14 protein-coding genes are annotated in these 17,088 nt (G+C 44.0%); 11 read left to right on the forward strand and 3 right to left on the reverse strand.

The features are described from left to right. Nucleotides 1–44: 44 nt before the first annotated feature. The 6 genes from murB (at nt 45) to RS891_RS15095 (ending at nt 6,978) form a co-directional block, all read left to right on the forward strand. Complete coding sequence (gene murB, locus RS891_RS15070) at nt 45–935, forward strand: UDP-N-acetylmuramate dehydrogenase (RefSeq protein ID WP_315795893.1); 891 nt, start codon at nt 45–47, stop codon at nt 933–935. Between the two features lie 141 nt (nt 936–1,076). Then, nucleotides 1,077–1,625 carry an NADPH-dependent FMN reductase gene (locus RS891_RS15075; protein WP_113054805.1) on the forward strand — a complete coding sequence of 183 codons (549 nt, stop codon included), beginning with the start codon at nt 1,077–1,079 and terminating at the stop codon, nt 1,623–1,625. Nucleotides 1,626–1,832: 207 nt separating this feature from the next. Then, nucleotides 1,833–3,056: an RNA polymerase sigma factor gene (locus RS891_RS15080; protein ID WP_315795896.1), complete on the forward strand. Its 1,224-nt coding sequence runs from the start codon at nt 1,833–1,835 to the stop codon at nt 3,054–3,056. A gap of 174 nt (nt 3,057–3,230) precedes the next feature. Further along, the gene (locus RS891_RS15085) at nt 3,231–4,211 is read left to right on the forward strand and encodes an SDR family NAD(P)-dependent oxidoreductase (RefSeq protein WP_315795898.1); all 981 of its coding nucleotides are present in this window, start codon (nt 3,231–3,233) and stop codon (nt 4,209–4,211) included. Nucleotides 4,212–4,504: 293 nt separating this feature from the next. After that, nucleotides 4,505–5,683: an IS110 family RNA-guided transposase gene (locus RS891_RS15090; protein WP_315792330.1), complete on the forward strand. Its 1,179-nt coding sequence runs from the start codon at nt 4,505–4,507 to the stop codon at nt 5,681–5,683. A 257-nt stretch (nt 5,684–5,940) separates the two neighbouring features. After that, nucleotides 5,941–6,978, forward strand: coding sequence for a phosphotransferase enzyme family protein (locus tag RS891_RS15095; RefSeq protein WP_315795900.1), 1,038 nt, complete (start codon nt 5,941–5,943; stop codon nt 6,976–6,978). 81 nt (nt 6,979–7,059) lie between these two features. On the opposite strand, the gene RS891_RS15100 is transcribed toward RS891_RS15095, so the two are convergent. Further along, on the reverse strand, nt 7,060–7,686 hold the full coding sequence (locus RS891_RS15100; protein WP_315795902.1) for an HXXEE domain-containing protein: 627 nt from the start codon (nt 7,684–7,686) through the stop codon (nt 7,060–7,062). Nucleotides 7,687–7,710: 24 nt separating this feature from the next. After that, nucleotides 7,711–8,292 carry a TetR/AcrR family transcriptional regulator gene (locus tag RS891_RS15105; protein ID WP_315795903.1) on the reverse strand — a complete coding sequence of 194 codons (582 nt, stop codon included), beginning with the start codon at nt 8,290–8,292 and terminating at the stop codon, nt 7,711–7,713. Between the two features lie 201 nt (nt 8,293–8,493). On the opposite strand from RS891_RS15105, the gene RS891_RS15110 reads away from it, so the two are divergent. Then, nucleotides 8,494–9,408 (forward strand): poly(ethylene terephthalate) hydrolase family protein, encoded by a 915-nt coding sequence (locus tag RS891_RS15110; protein ID WP_113054799.1) that lies wholly within the window; start codon nt 8,494–8,496, stop codon nt 9,406–9,408. A 154-nt stretch (nt 9,409–9,562) separates the two neighbouring features. On the opposite strand, the gene RS891_RS15115 is transcribed toward RS891_RS15110, so the two are convergent. Next, on the reverse strand, nt 9,563–10,678 hold the full coding sequence (locus RS891_RS15115; RefSeq protein WP_315795905.1) for a GntR family transcriptional regulator: 1,116 nt from the start codon (nt 10,676–10,678) through the stop codon (nt 9,563–9,565). Nucleotides 10,679–11,084: 406 nt separating this feature from the next. Between RS891_RS15115 and RS891_RS15120 the strand changes: the two genes are divergently transcribed. The 4 genes from RS891_RS15120 (at nt 11,085) to RS891_RS15135 (ending at nt 17,060) form a co-directional block, all read left to right on the forward strand. Continuing rightward, nucleotides 11,085–12,464: an ABC transporter substrate-binding protein gene (locus tag RS891_RS15120; protein WP_315795907.1), complete on the forward strand. Its 1,380-nt coding sequence runs from the start codon at nt 11,085–11,087 to the stop codon at nt 12,462–12,464. Nucleotides 12,465–12,535: 71 nt separating this feature from the next. After that, complete coding sequence (locus tag RS891_RS15125) at nt 12,536–13,429, forward strand: carbohydrate ABC transporter permease (RefSeq protein ID WP_024631712.1); 894 nt, start codon at nt 12,536–12,538, stop codon at nt 13,427–13,429. Between the two features lie 12 nt (nt 13,430–13,441). Next, entirely contained in the window at nt 13,442–14,260 is an 819-nt protein-coding gene (locus RS891_RS15130; protein WP_024631711.1) for a carbohydrate ABC transporter permease, read from the forward strand. A gap of 40 nt (nt 14,261–14,300) precedes the next feature. Then, complete coding sequence (locus tag RS891_RS15135) at nt 14,301–17,060, forward strand: alpha-mannosidase (protein WP_315795909.1); 2,760 nt, start codon at nt 14,301–14,303, stop codon at nt 17,058–17,060. Nucleotides 17,061–17,088 lie beyond the last annotated feature (28 nt).

A 17,088-nucleotide genomic window follows, 5' to 3' on the forward strand; every position in this document is an offset into this window, starting at 1 on the left:
GGCGCTCGTGTAATCATGTCTTTTCAACTCAGGGAGAGAATGTCATGGATATTTTTGAAAATCAAATACCTTTGGAAAAATTAAAATGGAATGAACCATTAAAAGACCACACGTATATAAAACTTGGTGGTAAAGCAGACATACTTATCCATCCTACAACGAAAGAAGAAATTGTTAACACGGTTAACATTGCAAAAACACATCAAATACCTCTGACGGTTCTTGGAAAAGGATCAAATGTCATCATTAAAGATCAAGGTGTGCGTGGAATAACGCTCTCTCTGAGTCAATTCGATCAGATTAAAGTCTATGGTGACAAGATTGTCGCGCAGAGCGGTTCCAATATTATTGATGTGTCACGTACTGCTTTGCATAACAGCTTAACAGGTCTGGAGTTTGCATGTGGAATACCCGGAAGTACAGGTGGCGCTTTATATATGAATGCGGGAGCTTACGGTGGTCAGATGGATGAGGTCGTTGAGCGAGCGCTAGTGGTTACTAAAAATGGAGAGTTGCTTAACATGGTCCGAGATGACATGCAGCTTGGCTATCGAAACAGCATCTTCCGAACGGATCAATACATCATACTTGAAGTCGAGTTTAAGCTTAAACCAGGGAACAAGGATGTTATCTCCAGTACCATGCAGGATTTAACGTTTAAACGGGAATCCAAACAACCGCTTGAATTTCCCTCTTGCGGAAGTGTATTCAAACGTCCAGAGGGACAGTATGTTGGAAAACTCATTCAAGAGTGTAAGTTACAAGGCACTCGCATTGGGGGAGCGGAAATTTCCAAGAAGCATGCAGGTTTTATCATTAATGCAGATGACGCCACTGCTGAGGATTATTTGGAATTAATCAAATTAATTAAAAAAACAGTACGTGATCAATTTAATATTGAATTGGAGACAGAAGTCATTATTTTGGGGGAGTAGGCTGCTATAAACAGTGAGCTAAGTGTTGTCGTCTATATTCTGGTTCTCCTTAGTGCAGAATGCTTCATGTGATGAAGGAATGTGCGTTGGAAACCATGGCATAGTTTCATAATGAAGAAGAAATCATTGGAGGTTAATGTTGTGAAATTAATCGGATTGTCCGGGTCACTGATTGGATCAAAGACACCAGTGGGTGTGGATGCTGTGCTCCAATTCGTGAAAAATAATCATCCCGAAATTGAAGTGGAGCTCATAGACCTAAGAGATTATAAAGGGATCGAATTTTGTGATGGCCGCAAGTTGGAGGATTATAATGAAGACACCCAGTTGGTTGTTCAAAAATTGATTGATGCTGACTTTTACGTGATCGGCACACCCATTTATCAATCCTCTCTGACAGGTGTACTAAAGAATGTATTCGACCTATTGCCTGTGCAGAGCATTTACAATAAAGTAATGGGTTTTATAGCAACTGGGGGCACCTATCAGCATTATTTGGTAGTGGAAAATCAATTAAAACCGATTGCCGGCTTTTTCCGCTCCTATGTTGCCCCAAGCTACGTATATCTGAATAGTGATCATTTTGATGCTGAGAATAACATTAAAGATACTGAAGCAATAAGTCGGCTGGAAAAATTGGCTGAGGAACTGGTCTTCATGCAGACTCAATTAAAAGCTTCATCCCGCTGAAATAAGCAAGAATTAAAATTTATGTTTCAATAAAGAACAAAGGTAGCCGGTCAGTGTGATCGGCTGCCTTTGTTTGTTTTTCAACTTCATAAGTTAGCAGAATTCATATCAAAGAGGTGGGTAGTCAAAAATTATTTTTTCTCATGCGTGGCTTTTTTGCTTCCTCCGGTGTCTAATTAAATGTAAATCAAGAGGAGGTTCCCCACCATGTCAGGAGCTCATGACACGAAACCTGTTTATCCGGATGAACAGGACAGCATCACCATCTTTGAGAACACGTATGAGCAATATCGTCAACGAATCAGCAAATACTTCTCACTGAAATTGAATCCAGTGGTTGCAGATGATTTGACCCAACAGGTATTTTTGAAAGCAGTCGAAAATATTCACAATTTTAAAGGGAGCTCAAATTTATTCACCTGGATCTTTAAGATTGCTCAGAACACGGTGAAGAACGAATATCGCAGGTTATCGAGACAAAAAGAATCTCCTTATGATTTTACAGATTATGAATCGCAATCGATCTCTCTTGAATTTACGAAACATGTTGATATTCGAATTGATATTGGCTCTGCGTTACAAAAGCTGGATGAGATTGATCAGGAAATTATTGCATTACGCTTTTTCGTTGACTGCACCTTGCCCGAAATATCCAAGATAATTGGACGACGGGAAAGCGCAGTAAAGAACAGACTGTACCGGGCTTTGGAGAAATTAAGAAAAGAACTGAAAGAGTGGGGGGATATTGCCATCATGTCTATTCAAGACCTGATTTCCATTGTAAATAAAGGTGATAACCAAGATACGAATGATCATACGAAGAAAGTGCATCAGGATTTGTTCGATGAGCTCAACAATAGTGTTGAACAAGTGTCGACCAAATATAAACATCATCCATCACAAAAGGTAGTTATTGAAATATATCCTGATTTGCCAACGTTCCATCAAGCAGTCGGAGAAACAGATGCCCCGAATTGGTTTATGGGGACATATGAAGGGCGTACTCTGAAAATTGTCTCTCCATTGGAACCGGGACCGGAGCATACGTATCAATCCATTCTGAAAGGTACAGTCCACTTGTTCGCCATGTGGCTAATCAGCGATATTAATCCTGCAGCTCCCAAATGGATCAGACAGGGCATTGGTGGATATGAGGCGAAACAGATGTCCCGAGATTTCATTAAAGGTTCGACGGAAGATAGCATTCGCAACCAGACCATTCCTTCTTTTGATGAATTAAATAACGATACGTGGGATTTTGAAACGATGAAAGGTTTTCAGTTCTCTTATATGATGGTGGAATTTGTGGTTGAGCGATACGGAGTAGATGCATTGAACAAACTGATCCGCAGTCCTCAAGATTTCGAAGGGATCTTTCAATGTAGTGAGACTGAACTGTATGAGCAATGGGTGAAGTATATCAATGCATAATAGAAATACAACCAACCTTATACTTTGACTGTAGGCCCGGTGATGAACCGGGCTTTTTTTGTATTAGTAAAGGTTTGGGACATTCATTGAGTAGAGGAATTCGTTCATATTTGACTTAGAGTACACTCTAAGCTGTAAACTTGAAGAAAACACATCTGAAAGGAGCTTATTTTAATGACCCAGAATAACAATTCAAAAACCTTACAACATAAAATCGGTTCCGGATTCAACCATCGCACAACAGCTGCGGAAGTATTGAGTAACACGGATCTATCCGGAAAACTTGCCATCGTCACGGGTGGATATTCCGGATTGGGACTGGAGACTACGCGCGCACTCGTTCGTGCTGGTGCCAAGGTTGTTGTGACCGCACGTCGGCCAGATACCGCCAAAGAGGCTCTTGCAGGACTAGATGGTGTAGAGATTGATGAACTGGACCTCGCAGATCTCCCTAGTGTCCGTGCTTTTGCCGATCGTTTTCTGGCAAGCAACCGGAATATCGACATGTTGATCCTGAATGCGGGCATTATGGCTTGTCCAGAGACTCGCGTAGGCCCGGGTTGGGAAGCTCAATTTGCTACGAACCACCTTGGACATTTCACACTGACTAACTTATTATGGCCGGCACTCGTCAGCCATGGAGGAGCACGAGTTGTATCCGTTGCATCAACTGGGCATCATTTTTCACCAATTCGCTGGGACGATATGCAGTTTGAGAACGGCTATGAAAAGTTTCCTGCATATGGACAGTCCAAAACAGCAACCATTCTGTTTAGCGTCGAACTGGATAGACGTGGTGCGGATCAGGGAGTGCGTGCATTCTCTGTACATCCAGGTGGAATCATGACGCCGTTGCAACGACATATGCCGAAAGAGGAAATGATGGCATTGGGCTGGATTGATGAGTCTGGTCAAGTCGCTAATCCAAACTTTAAAACGCCTGAGCAAGGGGCAGCAACGCAAGTATGGGCAGCGACCTCTCCGCAACTTGATGGAAAAGGTGGCGTGTATTGCGAGGATTGTGACATCAGTGAGCCAGCTCCTGCGGACGGAGCCTTCTTTGGAGTCAAGGACTATGCCATCGACCCAGAGCAAGCCCGTCGTCTATGGGAAGTTTCAGCCCAGTTGACTCAAACGGATCTACCAATCTCTTAAGATCTGTTTTCTGTTCACGAGGAAAGTCGCCTGAAATGGCGGCTTTTTCGTATTATCAGGTTAGCCAGTAATTACTGGTTGGCCTTTTTTTGTGGTCGTTTTACGATGGGGGGAGCCGGGAGAACGTGGCGGCTTTAGGGGCTAGGACCTCGTAACAAAAACAGTTCTCCCACGACCTCCAAAAGACCATGTTTGGGCTGGTAGGGGCAGTTGACCCCGTATAACAAGCGAAGCTATGGGTTTGGAACCATCGTGGAAAAGGACCGGCGAAACAAAAGATAAGGAGTGAGGACATGGAACCTGTTGTCGGTGTGGATGTTGCCAAAGGTTCGAGTGTAGTTCAAGCGTTTAGGAAGAGAAATGAACCGTATGGCAAAGCAGTAGAGATTATACATGAAAAGAATGGATTCGAACGTTTCTCGGTCATGCTAGACACGCTTCAGGCCGAAACGGGCTTGGCGCCCGTGGTGGTTCTGGAAGCGACAGGGCATTACCATCGCGCATTGGTTTCGTACTTGGAACGAAGTGGCTACACCTACTATATGGTGAATCCGTTGCAGTCCAAACGAGCCAAGGGAGCCCAGCTACGCAAAGTCAAAACGGATGCACTGGATGCTTGGCATCTGGCAGAGATGTACTACCGTGGCGACGTGAAGCCGCACCGGACCTGGGATGAGACGTATACGGAGTTGCAACATTTGACACGGCAGCATGAATTCGTTACAGGAATCTTTGTGCAGGCAAAACTGAACAGTAGAGCCCTATTGGAGCAAGTGTTTCCGAGGTACGAAGGGTTATTTTCGAATGTGTTTTCGGTAACGTCATTGACGATACTAGCCCGTTGTTTAGAGGAAGGTACAGCGGATTGGATTGAAATTATTCAAGGAGGCACACGAAAATCTCGTTCCCAGCAGTGGGCGATTGAAAAAGTCGGAAAACTGGAGGAAATGCTGTGTGACTGGAAAAAAACTCGGCGTAGTCCGTCTCAAAGCCAGGCTCTTCTCGGGATGGTCACGTTATTGCTGACAATAATCGGGCAACTGGAGGGGCTCGAAAAGCAAATGGAGGAAATAGCGGCAAGCCTACCCGAAGTTGAACTTGTGAAAAGCATCCCGGGAATTGGAATGAAATTGGCGGCAGCTATTGTAGCTGAACTAGGTGATGTAAAACAGTTTAGTGATGCGAAGCAACTTGTGGCGTTTGCAGGCCTTGACCCAGGGATTTTCAGTTCAGGAAAGTTCACAGCGACCAGTACACGAATCACGAAACGAGGCTCTAAAAGGCTCAGACGATCGCTGTATTTAGCGGTGCAATGCGGAATGCGGAAGAATGCAAATGCAAGAATCCATTCGTACTACGAGAAAAAAAGAAACGAGGGCAAGCCCTACAAGGTGGTTGTGATCGCTTGCGCGAACAAGCTGTTGCATCACATTTTCGCCATCTTGCAGAAGGGGCAGCCCTACCAAGCGTAATCCATATTTAACCAAAACCTCCATGGCCGTGGAGGTTATTCGTGTTGGTCGAAAAAAGTATAACACGAAAAGAGAACTCATCCAACCTGAAATGCTTGACAAACATTAGCTGGTTTTTGTGTTGGAAATGCCCTTCGTGAACAGCCTCCTGTGTAAAAGATGTTTTATAATCGTTTGTTATATACGCCTCCAATGGTCTGTTCTGTATAATTCGTTGTACATCTGGATTCGCTTTCGGATGATGAATGAGGAGGACAATGATGACTTTTTTTCAAAATGGGACGCATGAAGAACTTCAAAGTTTGCTCGTTCAGGCGAGAAGTATTTGTCGAAGGGCATTAGATCAGTATGAATTAGCATGGGATTGTGTACATTTTATTCAGGTGTCAGATACCATCACGTACAAAATCGATACAACTTCATCGAAAAGCTATTTGCTTCGCATTCATTCCAATCGGCTAAGTAAAGAGACTATTCGTTCAGAACTTACTTTGCTTCAATCATTGGGCACATCCGATGAACTCCATGTACCTCAGGGTGTGGTGAGTCGCGATGGTTCATATGTTTTGTTTATGGAGGCAGAAGAAGCAGGAATGTACTTTTATGTCACGATGATGAATTGGGTAGACGGAGAGCATATGGATGAAAATGAGCTTGATGAACGTTGTGCATACCGTATGGGCTTTATGGCCGCAAATCTCCATGAAGCAACAGCCCGTTTTGTGCCATCTGTTGATTTCGCTCGTCCCGCATGGGGCGAAGAAAGTTTCAAAGTGGATATGGCCAAACTGAGACGTTATTACACAAGGTTTTTATCCGATCAGGCATGGAAGACATATCAGAAAGCATCCAGTAAAATATTATCCCAACTCGCAGACTTGGATCAGAATCCACAGCATTACGGAATCATCCACGGAGATTTACATATTGGTAACATCGTTTTCAACGATGAACAACCTAATCCAATTGATTTTGGCCGATGTGGCTACGGGTATTATCTTTACGATATAGCACACACAATAGTAGGGCTTTACCCAGCACAACGTTGGGAGTTCATCAGAGGTTATGAAAGTGTAAGGACACTTCCATCAAATTATGTTGAGGTTCTGGAAAGTTTCTTTATCATGTGCATAATTGAGAATTACAGCCACCACTCTTCCGACCCTAGAGAAACATCAGGATTAATAGATGAGCAGCCGTATGCACAAGCGTGTATCAGAGAATATTTAAGGAATGCTCCATTTCTTTTCAATGCGATAGAGGAGCAGGAAGTCACGGAAAAGTTCAAGATTTAGAAACTTAATCATTTCAAAAGAGAAATGTAAAACGCATCGAGTCCATGGACTCAATGCGTTTATTTATATTTGGTCGTAGATTTAATTTTTAGTATAAGATCCTAATTGTTTCTGTGAAAAAGGATGAACAGAGTTTTTGTTTCTCAGCCATATATTGCCTTTAACAATTAAAACATAGACAGCTACAACAAAATAAATGGTGCTCCACATCCAATTTGCTGGTGTTAACATATTCTGTTCATAGGCACTTTTAATGTACCAGATTCCAATTGGCAAATGAAGAAATATCGCTGAAAATAATCCGGGATTATATATACTTTTTGCCTTTATATTAGCGAAGATGCCATGCCAGATAATCTGAAAAAAACCCATTAATACAGGTGCCAGACCCAGCCATACAATGGAAGGGAAGAATACAGGCGGTAAATAAAACACATAGGCGATAATCAGATTAATAATCATGGCTGACTGCTGATTTAACGGATATCTCTCAGGTATCTTACTTTGGAACAGAACTTTATTAAACAAGCCTGCAAAGTAACCCGGCCATCGATATTCTTCAAATTGATGCAGGAGAATGGCAATAAAGCTTAACCACAAAATGCTGTTAATGCGCGGAAGTGTTCCCCAATCCAAGATGAGATAAATACATACAAGGAATGCAATGATCAATCCCAAGTCCTGCCAATGTTTTCTTAACGTGTTCATCTGAATTGCCTCCATCAATGTTGTTTAATGAAAGTATCTTTCAAAGAGCAAGTCAATTTGTTCTTCTATAGGAGCAATCTTGACAGAAGGTCCTTTTTCCAGAATAGGACTCATAAGTGCCGGAAGAAAAAGCGCCCCAAAAATTTGCGTCATCATTGTGGTCAGTCTTTCCGGTTGTTGTTCTCCGGTTATCTCTTTTAATGTATTTTGAACTTTGGGGAACCCCAATAGATTTAAAAACGACCCATATTCCTGTTGAGATGAGAAATCTGCTGAACCCATAAGAATAATTCTGGATAACAATTCGGGATATTCACGAATGACTTGTAAATAATCCATCAAGAATTGCTTTAATCGATCTCGGGCAGGGATGGATAATTCATCGAGTATAGCAAAGGTATGCTGAAAGCTACTCAGAATCATTTTAATAGATTCACTGATCAGATTTTCTTTGGAGCCAAAGTAATAATTAACCAGGGATACATTTGTGCCAGAGGCTTCGGCAATTTTTCGGATGGTGATGCCTTCAAATCCACTTTGTTTGGTGAACTCCAGTGTGGCTTGCATAATCTTTTCCTTTGTTTCACTTTTCTTGTCTGGTTCCATATATAAAACCTCCAATGAAGTCATTTAAACGATGTTTTAAACGTTGTTTAAATTTATATTATCATGTTTTCCTAATATTGCAAGGCACACATATGGAAGTATTGACCACTAACTAAGAAACAAAAAAATCTCTAAACAAAAAGGGCTATACCTGTGGTATGTTTTACGTACGAATACCGCTTTAATGTGAGAGGAGATTGTATGCCACTATTGAAAAGAGTAATTCGAAGCAAGTGGTTTCTATGGATAACAGGTGTTGTCGGTATTTTAATCGCTGCATTTTGCGTATTATCCTTCATTCTCGTAAATTCGGTATCTGCTACTTTCGAAGCCGGAAGTGTTGAAGAACAATATGCTCTACCCGGCACGTACGAGGTAGATACTCTGGAGATCAAGGACGAATATGGCGAGAAGCTCTACAGGGTTTATTCTCCGCAATCAACGGATGTCATGCACCCGCTCATCGCTTGGGGCAATGGAACCGGGGCATTACCTGACAATTATGATCAGTTGTTAAGACATCTGGCCGGTTGGGGATTTATTGTCATCGATACATATAGCCAAACCACGGGTACAGGAAAAGAAATTATGACTGCCATAGAATATATGCTTAGTGAAAATGAAGCGAGGGTCAGCCCGTTCTATCACAGGATTCAAAAAGATCGGGTCGGTGCGGCAGGGCATTCGCAGGGATCAACGGGTGTGATTAACGCTCATACGAATTTTGAGAACGGGGGTCTCATCAAAACGGTTGTATCGATTGCTCTGCCTGATCTGAAATATTGTGATCCAGAGGATGTGTATGATACATCAGCATTGAAGGTACCATTTTTTGTTATAGGGGGAACCCGGGATTTCATCATCTCCCCCTCAAACTCCAACAAATTGGCCTTGAATAATACCAATTCGGATCTTCCGGTCTTGATGGCCATGGCTAAAGGAGCTGCACATACAGCGATAGAGCAGGATGGAGGACAGCATCGAGGTTATTTGACAGCTTGGATGAGATATCAATTGATGAATGATTCGGAGGCAAGAATGGCCTTTGTTGGAAAGCATGCTGAAATACGAACGAATAAACATTGGAAGGATGTTACTTCCGCAAATTTACAATAGTCATCGTTCACATAGCTAGAAGGACCCTTCTGAAATGGAAGGGTCCTTCTTCGTATTTACGTGAAAAACATTTTGAGGCATTGAAATGGCGATATCTAATACCACTATAAACGTTTTCAGTAAAGGCATCCTGTTAAATGCCAAGTAACGGTAGCTATAATTTCGCTTTTGCTGTTGACTGTCTGGGAATAAGCATCGTGGGTAACTTAACCTGAAGATACTCACTGCTTGGATTCTCCACTTGTTTCAGGATGACTCTGCCCGCTTCTCGTCCGAGTTCAAGTTCCTGCTGGACAACAGCCGTGGGCGGAATGATACAGAACTCCGGAAATTCGACATCATCGAAGAACACGACAGATAAATCTTCTGGTACAGAAATCCCCATCTGCATCGCCGCTTGAATAACATGAGGGCTGAAATTGGAGGATAGAAGGGCCGTCATCTGCGGATTTGCCTGTAAAAACTTCTGAATCATCATGATAACCTCTTCATCGCTGTCACTCATGGCCAGACGTGTCATCTGTATACTGCGATCAATCAGAATATGACGGTCCTCCAAGGCTTTCTCATACCCATGCAATCTGTCCTCAATACTTGATGTCCCCTCAGCAAGAGTGGAAATAAAGCCAATTCGACTGTGTCCAAGCTCATAAAGATGCTTAACTGCCTGAATAGCTGCCTCATGGTTGTCCGAGCTGATGGAGTTGGTCTCTACCCCTTTCAGATTGCGGTCCAGAAGGACCAGGGGAAAGCGATTTAGCGTAAGGGCAAGAATCTCGTTGTTATAGTGCTCACCCTCAACGGGATAAATGATTAGTCCTCTGACGCCCGCCTGTTTCATTTCCTGGATTTTGAGAATCTCCGTCTCTTGTGAATCATTCGTCTTGGCAAATAACAATTGATAGCCATTCTCTGAAAGGGTGTCCTCAATGCCGCTCAGCAGATTGGCGGTAAACCGATTGTCGAGACGGGGGAGAAGGAACCCGATTGTTGGTGCTGTGAGCTGCTCTTTTACCGCTGATGTGATGTTATGAATCTCCTCGGGGCTATGATCGTTAACAAAGGTGCCTTTGCCTTGAAGTCGGTAGACAACTCCTTTATCGACCAGAGCAGTAAGGGCATTTTTCACCGTGATACGGCTCACACTGAATTGTTCAGCCAGTTCATTTTCGGAAGGAATTCGGCTGCCCGGTTTCCAATTTCCGCTTCGAATCTGGTCAATGATATATGTTTCGATTTTCTTGTACATTGGCTTGAAGGTTCTCACCATCGCATTTTATCTCCATTCACTATTAGTTCGTTCTAAATATATTATATTAATACAACATATACAAGTGCTAAAAATCAATAACAAGTGAGTAAGACAAGAAGATTGAAATTACGAACAAATATAATAAAAAAACCTTATGAATAAACAATTTATTAAGAATGTAGTTTGTTAAGTTGTATCTAAAAATAAACATTTACAAGTAAAAGTATGTTGTTTATATTGTTTTTAAAGTTTGTTGGATAAAGCGTTTCCAACGAGCCTTCACAATCTTATCTATGCCAAGAATTTTAATCAAGTGTTCCTTAGTTCAAAAAGGGGGTGCAGCGGTTTTCAACGCCAATTTGTTGTCGTGGAATATTCATTAAGCCAGAAACGATCCAAAATTAAAGATAAGGGTGGTTGCGGGATGAAAAAAAGAGCAGGCATGATCGTTACTTTGTTAACTGTTTTCTCACTCATTGTAAGCGCTTGCGGTGATACGCAGTCCGGGGGGACGGAACCCAAAGCGAGTAAAGAGCTGACCATGTGGACGTGGAAGGTTGCTTACACGCCAGGGATTGAAGCAGCTGCGAAATTGTATGAAGAGAAAACAGGAATCAAAGTCAAACTCGAGACCTTTACACCAGATGATACGTATCGCCAAAAATTCCAGGCAGCAGCCAACTCCAAAAGTTTGCCGGATATCGTGAACTGGTGGGCAACGGCAGGGGATTCCATCGAGAACTCGGTTCTCGAGCTGTCTGGTGAAGTCGACGATGATCTGTTGAACAGCTACTACAGTGCTGCAATGGACCCGATCATTGTTACACAGAGCCAGGTTGACTCCTGGAAAGAAGACAAGAATGCCACCACCATTCAAAAGTCACTGAAGACTGGACAGTTCTATGGACTGCCGCTCGATATCGGAGGATTCTTTACTTTCTACGGTAACAAGAAGCTGATAGAAGAAGCGGGTCTGACAGCGGAAGCGCCAAAAACGTGGGAAGAATTCGTCACCATGATGGAGACTGTCAAAGAGAAAACAGGCACTCCTGGGCTTGTGTTTGGTGCAAAGCTGCCTGATCTGTGGGAAAACTGGGCCGGTTCGGCACTGTCCATCATGCTGAACGAACCTCAAGGTTATATTGATCTGCTTGAAAGAAAGTCCAAACTAAGCGACCCTTCTAACCTGCCGGTAGTGAAAGCGATGGAGACACTGGCAAACAAAGATCTGCTTATGCCGGGAATTTTATCAACGGATATTGATGGAGCAGATCAGGCGTTTGCCGCTGGCAAGGCCGCTTTCGATCTCGGTGGTTCCTTCACAATGTCTACGCTACTGGCTATGGGAATGAGTCCTGACGATATTTTCACCTTCCCGGTACCACCGCTTGAAGGATCAAAAATTAACAGCTGGACGACTGATCCATTCACGTTAACGATGTTGTCAGTGAATAAAGATTCGCAGAACAAGGCTGAAGCACTCGATTTCATTAAATTCCTGACAGGTGATCCGGATGCTGCTGTTGCTTTTGCTAATGCGGCCTATACAGTACCTGCGCTGAATCTGGGCGATCGTGCAAATGATCTGGACCCGAATCTGAAATCAATTTCAGAAGCATTCGCTGCCGAGCCTGGCCCTTACAGTCAAGCTTCACCAGCGATCAATACGTATCGTGGCAAGCACAAAGAGTGGGAAGTGTATGCTCAGTCCATGCAATCCATGATCGAGAAAAAGATGACCGCTGAACAAGTCGCCAAGAAGTTCGACGACACCATGGAAAGTCTGAAAGCAAGCGGGAACTAGAACATCAAAGCAATCGGCAAGCCCCGTAAGGGGCTGTCGATTGCCAAATTGAGAGCAAAAGGTGATTGATCATGATAAAAAGTCGAAATAAGTGGATGCCGTATCTCTTCTTACTGCCTGGCGTGCTTTTGTTTCTCGCCATTGGGGTGTATTCGGTCGGATTCTCGATCATGCTCAGCTTTTATAACTGGTCCGGGATCGATTTTTCCACCGCAAGGTTTGAAGGTCTGGCGAATTTTCGTCAGTTCCTGCTCGGTGATGATCCGATTGTAACCCGGAATTTCTATAATGCCGTTCTGCACAATCTGATTATTGCGGTTTCACAGGTTGTGGTCGTCGTTCCAATCGCACTTGTGCTGGCATTTGTGCTGCAAAATACGAAGGCAGCAACTTGGTACCGGACGATTTATTTTCTGCCGATGATCGCATCTGGCGTAGCTATCTTTTATGTATGGAAAGGCTTGTTTGAACCTAGTGGAGCATTCAACTCACTCTTCTTATGGATGGGCTTGGATTTCCTTGCTGTACCTGGTGGAATGCTGGGGAGTTCATCTACTTCTTTACTCGGTATTATTTTGACATCAATCTGGGGCGGTCTGCCGGGAACACTGATTCTGTATTACGCTGGCCTGACTTCCATTGATCCGACACTGTATGAAGCAGCAAGTGTGGATGGTGCCAAGAAAACAACCATGATATTGAAAATTACCTGGCCGTTGCTGAAGCCAATTACGCTTATTGCCGTCATTCAGATGGTGAACGGAGCCTTTCAGGCCTTTGAGAATGTGTTCATCATGACGGGCGGCGGACCGGCAGGCAGTTCCGAGGTTATTGGTACACTCGTATACCGTACAGCTTTTCTAAACAATGATTATGGTCTGGCCAGCGCAATCGGGTGGGTATCATTTCTGATTACAGGTGCCATTGCCATATTCAGTATTCGCTCATTCAAGGCAGACATCTAAAAGGAGGAGCACATGGTCAAATATATTAAACATATCATTCTAATCTTGTACGGATTGACCTGCCTGTATCCTTTTGTCTGGATGATCGGCACTTCGCTGAAGACATCACAGGATGCACTAGCCAATCCACAAAGTCCGTTTCCGCAAGCTGCACCGATGTGGTCCACATTTGGTGACGTATGGAACAAATTGAATTTCTATCAGTTTTTCATCAACAGCGTGATCGTAAGTGCGGTCGTGATTATAGGCGTCATTCTCATCTATACCATGATGGCCTATTCGTTTGCCAAATTTGTTTATCGGGGCAAAAAATTCATCTACTACACGTTTATTGCCTTGCTGCTCGTTCCAGGGGTAACCACATTGATTCCACTTTATATCAACATGACCAATCTGGGGCTGCAAAACACGTATATTGGCATGATCCTGCCCATGATTAATGGTGCTGCACCGTTCGCGATTTTCCTATTCACCAGTTACTTCCGTACTATCTCACATGAATTATACGAGAGCGCCGTCCTGGATGGATGCAACAATTTCAAAATCTACTACAGAATCTATCTGCCATTAGCGTTGCCAGCTATCGGAACCATTGCGATTCTGAACTTTATCGGAAGCTGGAACAATATTTTGTGGCCGATGATCATCGTGGATAGCAGGGATATGTTTACGTTACCGATGGGACTTATGTATCTGGATTCATCTTCATTTAAGAAATGGAATGAACTCATGGCAGGGGCTTTGATTACGGTCATTCCAATCCTGCTGGCCTTCCCGTTCATGCAGAAGATGTATGTCAAGGGCATGACAGTAGGGTCAGTAAAAATGTAAATACACAACAACTAAATCATACACGATTGGAATGAAATGAATGACTACAAAAACCGCGCATATTGTCGCACATTCTCACTGGGACAGGGAGTGGTATCTGTCCTTCGAGAAGCACCGAATGTTGCTCGTTCAGCTTATGGAGGATTTAATCCAGACGTTTGAAAAGGACCCGGAATTTACGAATTTCCATCTGGATGGACAGTTTATTGTACTCGAGGATTACCTGGAAATCATGCCGCACAGGTCGAATCAGGTCCGCAAGTTGATTGAAGAGGGCAAGCTGATCGTTGGTCCATGGTACATCCTTCAAGATGAATTCCTCGTCAGCAGTGAAGCCAATGCACGAAATCTGTTAATTGGGATTCAAGCCTCGGAACAAATGGGAGGATATGCGAAAATCGGATATTTCCCAGATTCCTTCGGCAATATGGGTCAGGCACCACAGCTCATTAGCCAGGCAGGCATTGAAGTAGCTGTATATGGACGTGGAGTGAAGCCAGTTGGATTCAATAACGAAATTCAGTCTGGCAATGAACATACCTCCAAATACTCGGAGATGTATTGGGAATCACCCGATGGTACTCGTGTACTGGCGATCCTGTTCGCCAATTGGTACAACAATGGCATGGAGATCCCGGTGGAACCGGAGAAGGCGAAAGTTTATTGGGCCGAAAAGCTGGCTGCAGCAGAAGAGTTTGCTTCAAGTTCGGAACTCCTATTCATGAACGGATGTGATCATCAGCCGCTCCAGAAGGATCTGACGCAAGCGTTAAAAACAGCCACGGAGATTATCCCAGATGTGACGTTTCGTCATTCCAGCTTTCCCGAGTACATTCAGGCTTTGCAAAAAGCGAAACCCCAATCATTGGATGTCATTCGCGGTGAACTTCGAAGCCAATGGACCGACGGCTGGATTACACTTGTAAATACTGCTTCAGCAAGGGTATATATCAAACAGCAAAATGTAAAAAGTCAGACGTTACTGGAGAAGGTGGCTGAGCCGCTGGCAGTCATGGCCTCTCTGTCCACAGGCATTTATCCACGGCATGAACTGTTATATGCCTGGAAGACATTACTGAAGAACCATCCCCATGACAGCATCTGCGGGTGCAGTGTTGACGAAGTCCACAGGGAGATGATGACCCGATTTGCCAAATCGCAAGAAGTGGCTGAAGGGATATCGGTTCAGAGTGCTCGTACAATAGCCGAATCCGTGGATACATCTGGCTTTGACGCAGATTCTGCGTTGCCTTTTGTAGTGTTTAACACTTCGGGGCATCGCCGATCCAATGTGATTGTAACTAGAATGGACGTTGAGCGACGTTACTTTGACCACGAGCCTCCGCATGAAAAGTATCAGGAATTTAAGCGCGAATATGAAGCCTTTGACCCGAACGACTGGATTGTATGGAACGCGGAAGGCAAGCAAGTGGAAGCCGTTATCACACCCGTTGGAACCACATTTGGATATGATTTGCCGGATAACCGATTCCGTCAACCATACTGGGCATATCAAGTGGATGTAGAGCTTCATGTCCAGAACATCCCTGGTTTTGGATATCATACTTTTGCTCTTGCGCCTAAGCGTGTTTCTGGAGAGAATGCGTTTAGCGAATTGACTACCCCTGAACTTGTTACAGAAGAGCAAGTGATGGAGAACGATTATGTGCGGATCGAGATTGCGGGGGATGGATCGTTTACCATGCTGGATAAAGTGAACGGTCGTAATTATACAGGGCTTGGTATTTATGAGGATACTGGGGACATCGGAAATGAGTATATGTACAGACAACCGGATCATGAAGCTCCGTTAACTACGCAGGGGCTGCCTGCCCAGATTAAGCTGGTGCATCATACACCACTGAAAGCCGTTTATGAGATCGTGCATAACTGGAAGCTCCCGGTCGGTGCAGATGAACTGTTGGATGAAGAGATCCGCTCCATGGTTCCATTTCGTTATCGTAAATCCCGGCGGCTTGATGAAACCAGGGAGGTGAGCATTCGTACAGAGCTGAGCCTTGAAAAAAAGGGGCGTTCGGTTGGCATTAAAAGCTATATCGACAACACGGTTCAGGATCATCGTATCCGCATGTTGTTCCAAACGGGACTCGAAGCAAGTCATGTTACCGTTGACTCCATATACGAACTGGCAGAGCGCCCGATACAGCCGGAAGCGGAATGGAGAAATCCCAGCAATGCGCAGCATCAGAATGCATTTGTCAGTATCAGCAATGGTCGTGAAGGGCTGACGATTGCGAATAAAGGTCTTAATGAGTATGAAGTATTAGCTAGTCAGAACACCATTGCGGTGACACTCTTGCGTGGGGTTCGTGAGCTTGGGGATTGGGGAGTATTTGCAACGCCGGAGGCCCAATGTCACGGACAGCACATTCTGGAAATGGAGCTCATCTCGCATGATTTGGATGTTATTGAGTCCGATGCTTATGTGCAGGCGTATCAGTTCCCGGTTCCCTGGACTGTTCAACAGACAGGAGTACATGGCGGCACGTTACCCGCTACCCACGAGTTTTTGCAATGGGAGGGTGATCATCTTGCTTTTAGTGCGCTTAAACGGGGCGAAGCAAATGATGACATGCTGTTCAGGGTGTTCAATGTATCATCGAAATCGACTTCACTGAAGGTAACGCCTTCGTTTGAGGCCAAGGAAGTGTATGAAAGTACAATTGTTGAAGATCAAGGTGAAGCCATGAAGGTAGTGGATGAGGAAAGTTATGTTTTGAATGTGGGACCGGCAAAAATTCAGACGATCGGCATTCAACCCACAACACGTTTAGTATAAACAATTCAGTCTTGGAGTTCTCTCCACT

The sequence above is a fragment of the Paenibacillus sp. BIC5C1 genome, assembly GCF_032399705.1.
GTDB classification, from domain to species: domain Bacteria; phylum Bacillota; class Bacilli; order Paenibacillales; family Paenibacillaceae; genus Paenibacillus; species Paenibacillus taichungensis_A.

What these genes read in the sequence shown, in the direction of transcription:
- RS891_RS15130 (WP_024631711.1), top strand. Translation starts at nt 13,442, where the DNA reads ATGGTCAAATATATTAAACATATCATTCTAATCTTGTACGGATTGACC.
- RS891_RS15100 (WP_315795902.1), bottom strand. Translation starts at nt 7,686, where the DNA reads ATGAACACGTTAAGAAAACATTGGCAGGACTTGGGATTGATCATTGCA.
- RS891_RS15085 (WP_315795898.1), top strand. Translation starts at nt 3,231, where the DNA reads ATGACCCAGAATAACAATTCAAAAACCTTACAACATAAAATCGGTTCC.
- RS891_RS15125 (WP_024631712.1), top strand. Translation starts at nt 12,536, where the DNA reads ATGATAAAAAGTCGAAATAAGTGGATGCCGTATCTCTTCTTACTGCCT.
- RS891_RS15110 (WP_113054799.1), top strand. Translation starts at nt 8,494, where the DNA reads ATGCCACTATTGAAAAGAGTAATTCGAAGCAAGTGGTTTCTATGGATA.
- RS891_RS15080 (WP_315795896.1), top strand. Translation starts at nt 1,833, where the DNA reads ATGTCAGGAGCTCATGACACGAAACCTGTTTATCCGGATGAACAGGAC.
- RS891_RS15095 (WP_315795900.1), top strand. Translation starts at nt 5,941, where the DNA reads ATGATGACTTTTTTTCAAAATGGGACGCATGAAGAACTTCAAAGTTTG.
- RS891_RS15115 (WP_315795905.1), bottom strand. Translation starts at nt 10,678, where the DNA reads ATGGTGAGAACCTTCAAGCCAATGTACAAGAAAATCGAAACATATATC.
- RS891_RS15120 (WP_315795907.1), top strand. Translation starts at nt 11,085, where the DNA reads ATGAAAAAAAGAGCAGGCATGATCGTTACTTTGTTAACTGTTTTCTCA.
- RS891_RS15135 (WP_315795909.1), top strand. Translation starts at nt 14,301, where the DNA reads ATGACTACAAAAACCGCGCATATTGTCGCACATTCTCACTGGGACAGG.
- RS891_RS15105 (WP_315795903.1), bottom strand. Translation starts at nt 8,292, where the DNA reads ATGGAACCAGACAAGAAAAGTGAAACAAAGGAAAAGATTATGCAAGCC.
- RS891_RS15090 (WP_315792330.1), top strand. Translation starts at nt 4,505, where the DNA reads ATGGAACCTGTTGTCGGTGTGGATGTTGCCAAAGGTTCGAGTGTAGTT.
- murB (WP_315795893.1), top strand. Translation starts at nt 45, where the DNA reads ATGGATATTTTTGAAAATCAAATACCTTTGGAAAAATTAAAATGGAAT.